The sequence below is a fragment of the Paenibacillus sp. genome (assembly GCF_035645195.1).
Taxonomy (GTDB): Bacteria; Bacillota; Bacilli; order Paenibacillales; family YIM-B00363; genus Paenibacillus_AE.
The window spans coordinates 312,238-324,109 of record NZ_DASQNA010000007.1; the positions used below are offsets into that span (position 1 = coordinate 312,238).

Annotated in this window: 10 protein-coding genes; 3 read left to right on the forward strand and 7 right to left on the reverse strand. The window is 63.3% G+C overall.

Features of this window, described 5'->3' with window-relative positions:
* The 4 genes from VE009_RS02495 to VE009_RS02510 all read right to left on the reverse strand — a co-directional run bounded on the left by VE009_RS02495 (position 1) and on the right by VE009_RS02510 (position 2,814).
* Positions 1-492, reverse strand: a complete 492-nt coding sequence (locus VE009_RS02495; RefSeq protein WP_325005809.1) for an Lrp/AsnC family transcriptional regulator — start codon at positions 490-492, stop codon at positions 1-3.
* 202 nt (positions 493-694) lie between these two features.
* Positions 695-931: a hypothetical protein gene (locus VE009_RS02500; protein ID WP_325005810.1), complete on the reverse strand. Its 237-nt coding sequence runs from the start codon at positions 929-931 to the stop codon at positions 695-697.
* A gap of 94 nt (positions 932-1,025) precedes the next feature.
* Positions 1,026-2,249, reverse strand: a complete 1,224-nt coding sequence (locus VE009_RS02505; protein ID WP_325005811.1) for an MFS transporter — start codon at positions 2,247-2,249, stop codon at positions 1,026-1,028.
* A 103-nt stretch (positions 2,250-2,352) separates the two neighbouring features.
* A complete protein-coding gene (locus tag VE009_RS02510; RefSeq protein ID WP_325005812.1) occupies positions 2,353-2,814 on the reverse strand; it encodes a hypothetical protein in 462 nt (153 codons plus the stop codon).
* 228 nt (positions 2,815-3,042) lie between these two features.
* Here VE009_RS02510 and VE009_RS02515 point away from each other — a divergent pair, with 228 nt between their 5' ends.
* Positions 3,043-3,960: an NAD(P)H-binding protein gene (locus tag VE009_RS02515; RefSeq protein ID WP_325005813.1), complete on the forward strand. Its 918-nt coding sequence runs from the start codon at positions 3,043-3,045 to the stop codon at positions 3,958-3,960.
* A 617-nt stretch (positions 3,961-4,577) separates the two neighbouring features.
* Here VE009_RS02515 and VE009_RS02520 read toward each other — a convergent pair.
* Entirely contained in the window at positions 4,578-6,938 is a 2,361-nt protein-coding gene (locus VE009_RS02520) for an endonuclease MutS2 (RefSeq protein ID WP_325005814.1), read from the reverse strand.
* A 109-nt stretch (positions 6,939-7,047) separates the two neighbouring features.
* Between VE009_RS02520 and VE009_RS02525 the strand changes: the two genes are divergently transcribed.
* On the forward strand, positions 7,048-7,410 hold the full coding sequence (locus VE009_RS02525) for a phage holin family protein (RefSeq protein ID WP_325005815.1): 363 nt from the start codon (positions 7,048-7,050) through the stop codon (positions 7,408-7,410).
* A 177-nt stretch (positions 7,411-7,587) separates the two neighbouring features.
* A complete protein-coding gene (locus VE009_RS02530) occupies positions 7,588-7,959 on the forward strand; it encodes a cytochrome C oxidase subunit II (RefSeq protein ID WP_325005816.1) in 372 nt (123 codons plus the stop codon).
* Between the two features lie 94 nt (positions 7,960-8,053).
* Here VE009_RS02530 and zapA read toward each other — a convergent pair whose 3' ends face one another.
* Complete coding sequence (zapA, locus tag VE009_RS02535; RefSeq protein ID WP_325005817.1) at positions 8,054-9,280, reverse strand: cell division protein ZapA; 1,227 nt, start codon at positions 9,278-9,280, stop codon at positions 8,054-8,056.
* A gap of 138 nt (positions 9,281-9,418) precedes the next feature.
* Positions 9,419-11,872 (reverse strand): phenylalanine--tRNA ligase subunit beta, encoded by a 2,454-nt coding sequence (gene pheT / locus VE009_RS02540; RefSeq protein ID WP_325005818.1) that lies wholly within the window; start codon positions 11,870-11,872, stop codon positions 9,419-9,421.

Consider the following 11,872-nt stretch of genomic DNA (forward strand, 5'->3'; position numbering starts at 1 on the left):
TTACGGAGACACAACCATTCGATGATCGCCTTCGCGATCCTCGAATATGATGCCGTCCTGTTTGTATTTTTTCAATATAAAAAACGTCTTCGTGGACAATACCCGCTCGAGCGTAGACAACTTGTTCGATACGAACGAGGCGATTTCGCGCAGGCTCTTGCCCTCGATCTCCACCTGCAGGTCGTACGCGCCGCTCATCAGGTACACGCTTTTCACTTCGGGGTACAAATAAATGCGCTCCGCGATCGCGTCGAAGCCGTGTCCGCGCTCCGGCGTAATTTGGACCTCGATGAGCGCCGTCACTTTCTCTTGATCGACCTTCGCCCAGTTGACGACCGTCGCGTATTTCACGATGACGTTATTGTCTTCCATTTCGCGGATCGCTTCCCGCACCGTCTCTTCCTTCACGTCCAGCATCGTAGCGATCAAGGCGGCGTCGCGCCGGGAGTCCTCTTTCAACAGCTCAAGAATTTTCAGTTGCAGCTCCGACATCGGATCCTTCCCTCCTGTGGTGGCGTCTGACATCCACACGTTAAATATACATTCCATATTACCCAAACGGCGCCCGCACTGCAAAAGAAAAACTGCCGGGATTGTCCGGCAGCCTCTACTCCCCGATTTCCTGCCAAAAACAGAACACTCCCGCGTCTCCTGTTCAAGAGCCGGGGAGTGAATATGGTGTGGTCGATCGCCGTTACCGGCGCGCCAATTTCCTCATATTGTGTTCAATGTCGCGATGCGCGTATCTCGGATGAATCATGACAGCCCCGGCTGCGCCGACGCCGACGAGCAGGTCGCCGTCGTACGCCGCAACGACGTCTTCGCCCTCCGAAAGCAGCAGCTTATACCGTTCGTCCGCGGCCGGCGCGGCGTCCAACAGACGATGCAATGCCGCCATATCCGGTTTTTTGTTTTCGAACGCGATTTTCACGTGCCGTCCCTCCGCCTTTCACACTTGCTAAGATAGTTATAATTATACGGTTGATCGTATAATTATGCAATAGGCGGAGCAAAAAAACGGGCCCTTACCGGTGCCCGTTCCCGTTCAAGTGCGTTCTCATGAAAAACCACGAGAACAGCGGCGCCGACCCCAGCACGAGCATCAGCGTCGTGATGTGTTTCGGCGCGGTCGTCCACGACACGACGACGATGAACGCGATCGTGCCGAGGATGCGGCCCGTATTGAGCGCCGTCTCCCGCAGGACGACATATTCGACGCGGTGCTCCGCGCTCTCCGTATTCGCCCCGATCAAGTCGAAGATCGACGACGTGATCGGAATCGAATAGAGCGGATATGCGAGCGCCACGACGATGCCGAACGTCAGCAGCGTCGTGTAATCGACTTTCCAGAAGAACAACAAAATCACGAGCGTCATGGCGAGGGCCCCGGCGAGCATAGGCGTCGCCCGGCGGCCCGGCTTGATCAGCTTGCCTGCGATGAAGAAGGCGAACAAGCTGACCGCGGACGTCACCAACGCGTAGTTGCCTAGCTGCATCTCGTTACGGGTCGCGATGTACACCATCAGGCCGATCAGGAAGCCGAAGACGCCTTCGCGAATCCCTTGCGCCATCAGGGCGGGATACGCGCTGCGCCACGCGTTATCCGGCTGGGCCAGCTGCCGGATCCCGTACAGCCACTCATAGTTCGGCTGCGCGGGCCGTTTCTTCAAGAAAAAACTGACGACCGCACCCACGACGAACACCGCGAGCGAAATCGAGAAAATGAATCGGTACCCGGTCGTATCCTCCATGCGGGTGATGAGGAAGCCGGAAATCCACGGCGCCGCCATGCCGACGGCGGAGCCGAGCAATCCCGCCCAGCCGTTGAAGCGGTCGCGGTTGTCCGGGTCGGTCACCTCGAAGTAGACGACGTTGAAGGCGAGCCAGAAAAATGCGGAGGACAAGCCTTGCACGGCGCCCAACGCGACGACCCATTGCGCGGCGCTTTTGCCGAGCATGAGGACGAGCAAATAAAACAAGGCCGCCACCGCGACGCCGGCCCGCAGCGAGTTCATCTTGTTATGTTCCTTCACCCATTTGCCGGCCAAGACGAACGTCGTCGCCATCACGATTTGGTTCGACAGCGCGAACCAGCCGATCATGGCGAAATCTTGCTTCGCCTTCCACAGGTACACGTTGACGAAGGCGCCGGACAGCGCGTTGGCGCAGGCGAACAAAGCGTTAACGAGAAGAAGCAGCCGGGTTTGGCCGTCGAGGCGGCCTTTCGAACTGGCGATTCGATGCGGCATGGATCGGACTCCTTTTTCCCACTCTTGCTCTTGCGTAGCTTCGAGTTAGGTTGCCCCAAAACCGCGTCCCGCATCGATGGCGGCAAAAAATGGGCGCTTCCGATCAGTCGTCCTGCTCTTCGCCGAGGCGGCGGACGATCGCGGCGCGGTCCTTCTGACTGAGCCGCTGCTGCACCGTAAAGCAGTGCGAGCAGACGAAGACGTCGAGACGGAACGGCGCCGTCAGGAACGGCGGCAGCGGCGCCAGCGCCGGGCGCTGCGCGAACGCGCCCGCTTCGACCGTCGTTTCGCCGGCGAGCACCATGTATTCTTGGCATTGCGGGCATTCCGGCACATCGTCCTGCGCGTCCAAATACTTCTCCGCCGCGCGCGAGTACCGGTACCAATCGTCATCCTGCTCCTCGTCGAAGGCGATGGCGGCATCCCGCTTCGTCGGAATCGAAATCGTGCGATAATCGGACAGCTCGTTAAAACAGTGCGGACAGTTCGGCTCCGGACCGAGCTCTTCGTCCCACGTAATTTCCATTTGGCACCACGGGCAAACTTGGCTGTTTTGCTGCGACATCACCGCATCTCCTTTACAACCGGCTAAAATAATAAACCCCGCATACGAAAAAAATCAGTGCGACGGCGAACAGCGCGCCCCATAAGTATTTCACGGGTCGTACCCCCTTTATTGCGACGGGCTTCCCTTATTGTAGCGAAATCCGGCTCGAGAAAAAAGCGGCCGGCCTTCGACTCCCTTGGGCGGATTGAGTACAATGGAGGAAACGTTTCGCGAGGGGGTTGTCGCATGCGCATTTTCGTGACCGGCGCGTCAGGATACGTCGGGACGGCGATCGTGGAGAGGCTGCTGGGGGATGGACATGAGTTGGTTTGTCTCGTTCGAAATTCGAACCGGCTGCGCGGCGCCGCCGCCGGCTCGCCCCGCGTACGAACGGTCGAGGGCGATCTGCTCGAGCCCGCGTCGTACCGCTCCGCCCTGCGGGAGGTCGACGCCGTCATTCATCTCGTCGGCATCATTCGCGAGCGGCCGGCGGCCGGCGTCACGTTCGAGCGGCTGCACGAGCTCGGCACGCGGCTGCTCGTCGACGCCTGCACGGAGGCGGGCTTCGCCGGCGACGGGCGGCAGCGGCGGTTTATCCATATGAGCGCGCTGGGGGCCCGCCCCGGCGCATCGACGGCGTACTTCCGCTCGAAGTGGGCGGCGGAGCAGGTTTTGCGCGAAAGCGGTCTGACGCATGTGATCTTCCGTCCCTCGGTCATCTTCGGCCCCGGGGACGAGTTCGTCAACATGCTGGCCGGCCTCGTCCGCGCGCCGGTGACGCCGGTGCTCGGCGACGGCCGGTATCGGATGCAGCCCGTCTCGCTGCGAACGGTGGCCGACGTGTTCGCGAAGGCGGCCGCCGGCGCCGGTCCGGCGAACGCCGCGTTCGACGTCGGCGGTCCGGAGCAGCTCGCGTACAACGAGATGCTGCGCGACATCGGCGCGGCGCTCGGGCGGCGCGTCCGGCTCGTCCATGCGCCGCTGCCGCTCATGAAGCCGATCGTGCGCGCGATGGAGCGGTTCCCGTGGTTCCCGGTGACGACGAACCAGCTGACGATGCTGCTGGAGGAGAATATTTGCCGGGAGGGCACCCCGTTTTACGGCGTGTTTGACCCGCCCGTCGTCCGTTTCGCGGACGGCATCCGCGAATACTTGCGGCCGTAAGCGGCCCAACCGGAGGGCACGCGCTTCCGCCCGACTGGACAGTTCCGTGCCCTTCTTTCATTCCGACCCGCTGCAGTGCCTTCCCCGGAACCGCTCAGCAGGAACGCCGAAATGCACTCGCCCTCGCAGTCCTCGCGCCGAACCTACGCTTCCGTTCAACCGCACAAATCTTGTGCTCTTTTCGCCAAACCGCACATTTTTTGTGCTCTTCCCGCCGGACCGCACATTTTTTGCGCTGTCGGGGAGCACTCGGCGACCGTCGAACCCGTCCAACGGCCTCCCTCTTCCTCGCACCGAACCCCCGCTCCCGCTCAACCGCACAAATTTTGTGCTCTTTTCGCCGAACCGCACATTTTTTGTGCTGTCGGTGGAGCCCCAGGCGACCGTCGAACCCGTCCAGCGGCCTCCCTCGTCCTCGCACCGAACCCCCGCTCCCGCTCAACCGCATAAATCTTGTGCTCTTCCCACCACACCGCACATTTTTTGTGCTGACAGCCGCCGCGAAGCGGGACTAATCCCGACGAGGTGAGGGAGTCGTGTGTTCGGCTAGCGGGGACCGGACCCACACAGCAAAGCCCGGCGGAGCCGATGCGGCTCCCCGGGCTTGCACATGTAATCTATTTCAACTCCGCGACGGTGACGCCGTGGCCGCCTTCGTTGAAGGCGCCGATCCGGAACGTCCGCACGTGCTTGTGCCGGCGCAAATATTCCTGAATGCCGGTGCGCAGCACGCCCGTTCCTTTGCCGTGGATAATATATACCTGCGATAAGTTCGCCATGATCGCCTCGTCGAGGAAGCGGTCGACTTCAACGATCGCCTCCTCCACGTTGGAGCCGCGCAAGTCGAGCTCGGTCCGCACGTTCTCGTCGCGCGTCCGCTTCACGGTGGCGACCGCCCGCTGGCCCTGCTTCGCGGCGGCCGACGAGCCGACGAGCTCGAGGTCGGTCAGCGCGACCTTCATCTTAATAATGCCGAGCTGCACGATCGCCCCGTCCGCCTGCTTCTCGACAACGTGGCCCTTCTGGCCGAGCGACAGCACCTTCACCTCGTCGCCGGGCGACACCTGCGCCTTCGCGCGCGCCCCGCCGGCCGCAGCCGCCGACTTGCGCGGCTTCGGCGCGGCTTCCTCGAGGCGCCGCTTCGCTTCGATCAGCTTGTGCTCCTTGATCGACGCGCCTTCCTCCATCGCCTGCTTGCGCAAATCGGCGATGATCGCCTCCGCCTCGCGCCGCGCCTTGGCGAGCGCCTCATGCGCCTCGCGCTCCGCCTCGACGAGCCACTTCTCGCGCTGCTCCTGCAGCTTGCGCTTCTCCTCCGTCAGCTCGCGGCGAAGCTCCTCCGCTTCCCGGCGCAGCCGTTCGGCTTCCCGGCGCTCCGCCTCGGCGGCAAGCCGATGCTCCTCGAGCTTGCCGATCATCGACTCGACGCGCTGGTCCTCCTCGGTCACTTGACCGCGCGCCTCCTCGATGATCCGACGGCTCAGCCCGAGCCGCTCGGCGATCGCGAACGCGTTGCTTCGACCCGGCACGCCGACGAGCAGCCGGTACGTCGGACGCAGCGTCTCGACGTCGAACTCCATGCTCGCGTTGATGACGCCCGGCCGGTCGTACGCGTACGCCTTGAGCTCGCTGTAGTGCGTCGTCGCCATGAGCCGGCAGCCCATCGCGCGGATGTGCTCGAGGATGGCGATCGCGAGCGCCGACCCTTCCGCCGGGTCCGTACCCGCGCCGACTTCATCTAAAAGCACGAGCGAGCGCGGCGTCATCTTTTTCAATATCCCGATAATATTGGTCATATGGCTGGAGAACGTACTAAGACTCTGTTCGATGCTCTGCTCGTCCCCGATGTCCGCGAACACTTGGTCGAACACGCACAGCTCGCTGCCGTCCTCGGCCGGCACGAACAGCCCGGTCATCGCCATGAGGCTGAGCAGCCCGACCGTCTTGAGCGACACCGTTTTGCCGCCGGTGTTCGGACCCGTCACGATGATCGCGGAGTACGAGCCGCCGAGCTCGATGTCGAGCGGCACCGCATGCTCCATAGGCAGCAGCGGATGGCGGCCGCGGCGAATGCGCAGATACCCCTTGTCGTTGATCGCCGGCAGACTCGCTTTCATGTCGCGGGCGAGCCGCGCTTTCGCGAACAAGAAATCGAGCTGCCCGAGCAGCTCCACGTTCGCCTCGAGCGGCTGCGACTCTTCGGCGACGGAAGCCGTGAGACGCTGCAAAATTTTCTCGATCTCCCGCTCCTCCTGCACGCGCAGCTCCCGCAGCTTGTTGTTCAGCTGCACGACCTGCTCCGGCTCGATGAACAGCGTCGCGCCTGACGACGACTGGTCGTGCACGATGCCGCCGAACGAGCTGCGGTATTCGCTCTTCACCGGAATGACGAAACGGTCGTTCCGCACCGTGATCAAAGCGTCCTGAAGCATCTTCTGCACGGACGAGCTGCGCACCATCGATTCGAGCCGCTCGCGCACGCGCGCCTCGCCTGAACGGAGCTCCCGCCGCACGCGGTACAATTCGTCGGACGCCGTATCGACGACGACCCCGTTCTCGTCGATGCACCGGCGGATCGCCTCCTCCAGCGTCCGCAGCTCAACAACGCCTTCGGCGAGCGCGCCCAGGATCGGCGCCTCGTGCTTCTCCTGATACGCCTCGATGAACCGCTTCACCCGACGGCCGCCCTGCACCGTGTCGGCGACGGCGAGCAGCTCGTGGGCGCTTAACGTCCCGCCGATGTTCGCCCGCTTCAGGCTCGTCCGAATGTCCGAAACGCCGCCGAACGGCGCCGCGCCCTTCATTCGGTCGACCGCCGCCGCCTCGTCGGTGCCGGCCAACCGATGGCGAACTTCTTCCAAATCTGAGCTCGGCGTCGCCTCCGCCGCGAACGCCTTCCCGATCGACGTCGCCGCGTGCGATTCGAGTTTATTTAAAATTTTGGGGTATTCGAGTTTTTCCAATAGCTTCTTATCCAACGTACGCACTCCCCTCAAGTAAGTATTATATCCAATGATCCCGGGCAACACTAGAAAATGCACCGGAAAGACGAAGCGTGCGACAAACCATTGCGAGGAGGACAGAAGGATGCATTTTTTGGCCCATGTGGTTCGATTTGTCGTCTCGGCACTCGTTCTGTTGTTGGTCGGCGCCCTCGTGCCCCAATTCGAGGTGGGCGGCTTCTGGAGTGCACTGTTGCTGGCGCTCGTCATCGCGTTGTTCGGCTGGGTGCTTGAAGGCATTTTCGGCAAAAAGATCTCGCCGTTCGGACGCGGCATCGTCGGCTTCCTAGTGAGCGCGCTGGTCATCTATCTGGCGCAGTTCATCATCGGCGGCGTGGACGTTTCGGTCATCGGCGCGCTTTTGGCCGCGCTCGTTATCGGCATCATCGATTTGTTCCTGCCGATCGGCTCGCCATTCGAACGGGGCGAACGTCGTCGAGCGGACTAAACCGCCGGAGGGGAAACGTCAGTCTGCACACGGGTGCGGGCTCGTTTTCTCCCCCGTACATAATTTCATCATCTTGTCACAGTTCTTCCAACGTTTCTTCATGAAATTCGCGCCGAATCGGAGTACAATGGGGATGGGCAACGATCCATTCGTTATTTCCGAGGGGGCTATTGGATAATGAACATGAGAAAAATTACACTCGTCCTTGCGCTTGCTCTGACCTTCGCCGGGCTGCTCGCCGCTTGCGGCGGCGCCGAACAATCCGCGCCGGCCGTCGAGCCGACGGGCAACACGGTCGATCTGGCGATCGAAGCGAAGGATTTCGAGTTTGATCAAAAGGAATACCGCGTGAAAGCGGGCGACACCGTCAACGTATCGTTCGTAAACGCGCAAGGCATGCACGGCATCGACATCGTCGGCTACAACGTGAAGCTCGGCGACGGCGACACCGCCACGTTCGTCGCGGCGCCCGGCGAATACGACATTGTGTGCAACATCATGTGCGGCACCGGCCATTCGCAAATGCGCTCGAAGCTGATCGTCGAATAAGGATGAACGAAAAAAGACCTCCCGCGAGGTCTTTTTTTCGTCGCTGCCGATGCAGCAATAACCGCCGACCCGGTTCGGGCGGCGGTTTCGTCGGTTACTGCGTTTCCGAAATCGTCAATTGAATCCATTCGTTAAACTCGTTCTGCAGCTTCACATACTCTTCCTGGAGCTTCTGGTACCTCGCCTCGAGCGACAAGTCGCCCGTGTTCTCCGCGTCCTGCGCATCCCCAGCCCCGGTCCCGGCGGACTCGGCGGACGGCGCATGGCCGGCTGCGGCTTCGGCGGCCGCGGCGGCGATCGCCTGCGCTGCGGCCGCCTCCCGCTCCGCAAGCTCGGCCTCGAGCCGAGCGATTCGCGACTCCATCGTCGCGGACGCTTCCGCCGCTTCGCGGGCGGCGTTCTCGTACTTCGCCTGCCACTCCTCCACGCGTTCGGCCCAGAGAAGGCTCGCAAGCTCAGCTTCTTCCGCGAGCCGCTTGTTCTCCGCTTCGAGCGAATCGACGCGCTGACGAAGCTCGAGCGCCTCGCTCGCTATGCCGCGCTCCTTCTCCTCTGCTTCTTCCGCGAGCCGCCGGTTCTCCGCTTCGAGCGTCTCGACGCGCTGACGAAGGAGGGGCGCCTCGCTCGCCTTGCCGCGCTGCTCCTCCGCTTCTTCCGCGAGCCGCTTATTCTCCGCTTCGAGCGCCTCGATCCACTGCTGGAGCTCGAGCGCCTCGCTCGCCTTGCCGCGCTGCTCCTCCGCCTCTTCCGCGAGACGCTTATTTTCCGCTTCGAGCGCCTCGATCCGCTGCTGTAGCTCCAGCGCCTCGTTCGCCTTGGCGCGTTCCTTCTCCTCCGCCTCTTCCGCGAGGCGTCGATTTTCCGCTTCGAGCGCCTCGATCCGCTGCTGTAGCTCGAGTGCCTCGTTCGCCTTGGCGCGTTCCTGCTCCTCCGCCTCTTCCGCGAGGCGCCGGTTGTCCGCTTCGAGCGCCTCGCACCGCTGCTGGAGCTCGAGCGCCTCTTTCGCCTTGCCGCGCTCTTTCTCCTCCGTCAGCTCGAGCGCCTTGCGAAGCTCCTCGATCCGCTGCTTCGACTCCGAATGCTCGCGCTCGAACGCATCGAACTTGCCCTTCAGCTGGAAAAACTCGTCCGCCATCCGCACGAGCGCCAGCACGGCGACCCGCTGATGGTCGAGGCGAGGGTTGCTCTTCGCGATCGCTTCCATGTTTTCGTTCACGTATACAGAAATACGCTTCATGTATGCTTGGTTGTACGTACCGATCATCTTGTACGTATTTCCGAAAATTTCGACGGTAGTGCGAATCTTCTCATCCGGATGCATCCGCTGGGCACGCCCCTTTCGACAGAAGTCAACAAAAATGCCGGCGCATCGTCAACTTTCGTACTAATTCGATGCGGCCGGCGCAGTTTCCTGCTATTTGTTTTTTACAATTTTTTTGCTTTTCTTCCGTCTAGCGGATTATTTCCGCAGCTCGGCGCCGTAGCGGTCGGCGAGCGCTTCGGTGACGCGCGCGTGCGCGGCGGTCACTTCTTCGTCCGTCAGCGTCCGCTCCCCGTGGCGATACACGAGCGCAAGCGCCACGCTTTTCTTGTCCGGGCCGAGCCGCTCGCCCATGTACACGTCGAACACGCGCACCGACTCGAGGAACTCGCCGCCCGCCTCGCGGCTCGCCGCGACGAGCGCGCCCGCGGGCACCGCGCGGTCGACGACGACGGCGATGTCGCGGGAAGCCGCCGGGAACCGCGGCAGCGGATCGTAATTCGCCCGCAGCACCGCTGCTTCCGCCAGCGCTTCGAAATCAAGCTCGAACGCGTACGTATCGTCGAGCTCCCACGCCGACTGCACTTCCGGGTGCAGCTGCCCGATGCGGCCGAGCTTCGTGCGCGCTCCGTCCAACGACACCGCGTACACGTCCGCCGTGCGGCCCGGGTGGAAGCCCGCCGGCGCCGAGCGCTCGTATTCCGTCGTCAAGCCGAGCTGCGTCGTCAGCTTCTCGAGCACGCCCTTCAGATCGTAGAAATCGACCTTCGACCGGGCGCCTTCCGCCCAGTGCGGCGCGGTTTTCGCGCCGGCCATGACCGCCGCGAGCGTCTTCCGCTCCGTCGGCAGCTTCGAGAGGCCGTCCGTTTCGTCGGTCAGGAACACGCTGCCGATTTCGAACAAGGCGACGTCGTCGACGTTCCGGTTCCGGTTGTGCACGACCGCCTCGAGCAGATGCGGCAGCAGACTCGTGCGCAGCACGCTGCGGTCCTCGCTCATCGGCATCGACAAGCGGACGAGGCCCGCGCTCTCGAACAGCCCCGTCAATGCGCCGGTCCGGCTTTCCGCCGTCAGCGAATACGTGACCGCCTCGTGCAGTCCGGCGCCGGTCAGCGCCCGGCGCGCGATGCGCGTCACGCGCTGCGGCTTCGTGAGCGCCCCCGGCGTCGTGTCGCCGCGGACGAGCGTAATCGGAATGTTGTCGTAGCCGTACAGGCGCGCCACTTCTTCGATCAGGTCGACGTCGCGCACCATGTCGCCCCGGCGCAGCGGCGCCGTCACCTCCAGCGCGTCCCCGTCGCCTGCGACGTCGAAGCCGAGGCGGGCGAACACGCCGCGAATGTCGGCGGCGGACAGCGATGTGCCGAGCACGTCGTTCACGCGTTGCACCGTCAGCGGCACCGTGCGCGGTTTCGGCTCGTCCAGCATCAGCTCCGCATGCCCGTTCGTCGCCTTGCCGCCCGCGTAGCGGCACAGCAGCGCCGTCGCGCGGTTCAGCGCCGGGATGACGGCGTCCGGGTTCACTTCCTTCTCGAACCGGAGGCTCGCTTCCGAGCGAAGGCCGAGCTCGCGCGACGTGCGGCGCACGGAGCGGCCCGCGAAGCGCGCCGACTCGAGCAGAATGCGCGTCGTGCCCGGCGTCACCTCGGAGTTGGCGCCGCCCATGACGCCGGCGAGCGCGATCGGCTTCTCGCCGTCCGTAATCAGCAGCATATGCGGCTCGAGCTTGCGGTCGGCTCCGTCCAGCGTCTCCATCCGCTCGCCCTCGCGCGCGTTGCGCACGACGATGCGGCTCCCGCCGCCCGCGAGCGTATCCGCGTCGAACGCGTGCAGCGGCTGCCCGTACTCGAGCATGACGAAGTTCGTGATGTCGACGACGTTGTTGATCGGACGAATGCCCGCCGCCATGAGCCGGTTCTGCATCCACAGCGGGGACGGACCGATCTTGACGCCTTCGATGAGGCGAGCAGCGTAATGCGGGCAGTCGTCCTTCGCTTCGATGTCGATGCGGACGCGATCCGACGTCGGCACGCCCGACAGCTCGACGCCTTCGTTCTCGTCCGGCAGCGCGACCTTCCGGTCCAGCAGCGCGCCCGCTTCGTACGCGACGCCGATCATGCTGAGCGCGTCGCTCCGGTTCGGCGTCAGATCGAGCTCCAGCACCTCGTCGTCGATGTCGAGCAGCGCGATAATGTCGGCGCCGACTTCCGTATCCTCCGCCAGCACGAGGATGCCCTCTTGAATTTCTTTCGGCAGCAGCTTGTCGTTGAGGCCGAGCTCTTTCGCCGAGCAAATCATGCCCTGCGACTCGACGCCGCGCAGCTTCGCCCGCTTGATTTTCAAATCGCCCGGCAGGCTCGCGCCCACGAGCGCCACCGGCACCTTCTGGCCTGCGGCCACGTTCGGCGCCCCGCACACGATCTGCAGATGCTCGTTCTCGCCGACGTCGACGCGGCAGACGCTCAGCTTATCGGCGTCCGGATGCTTCTCCCGCGACACGACGTGCCCGACGACGACTTTCACGACGCCGAGATTGCGCGCCGTCACGCCGTCCACCTCGATGCCGCCGCGCGTCAGCTTCTCCGCGAGCTCCTTCGCAGTGACCCCGCTCAAATCCACGTACTGCTTCAACCATTTATACGATACGTTCAT

Excerpts from the sequence above, each read along its gene's own strand:
- VE009_RS02495 (WP_325005809.1), bottom strand. The coding sequence starts at position 492 with ATGTCGGAGCTGCAACTGAAAATTCTTGAGCTGTTGAAAGAGGACTCC.
- VE009_RS02505 (WP_325005811.1), bottom strand. The coding sequence starts at position 2,249 with ATGCCGCATCGAATCGCCAGTTCGAAAGGCCGCCTCGACGGCCAAACC.
- VE009_RS02510 (WP_325005812.1), bottom strand. The coding sequence starts at position 2,814 with ATGTCGCAGCAAAACAGCCAAGTTTGCCCGTGGTGCCAAATGGAAATT.
- VE009_RS02515 (WP_325005813.1), top strand. The coding sequence starts at position 3,043 with ATGCGCATTTTCGTGACCGGCGCGTCAGGATACGTCGGGACGGCGATC.
- VE009_RS02525 (WP_325005815.1), top strand. The coding sequence starts at position 7,048 with ATGCATTTTTTGGCCCATGTGGTTCGATTTGTCGTCTCGGCACTCGTT.
- VE009_RS02530 (WP_325005816.1), top strand. The coding sequence starts at position 7,588 with ATGAACATGAGAAAAATTACACTCGTCCTTGCGCTTGCTCTGACCTTC.
- zapA (WP_325005817.1), bottom strand. The coding sequence starts at position 9,280 with ATGCATCCGGATGAGAAGATTCGCACTACCGTCGAAATTTTCGGAAAT.
- pheT (WP_325005818.1), bottom strand. The coding sequence starts at position 11,872 with ATGAACGTATCGTATAAATGGTTGAAGCAGTACGTGGATTTGAGCGGG.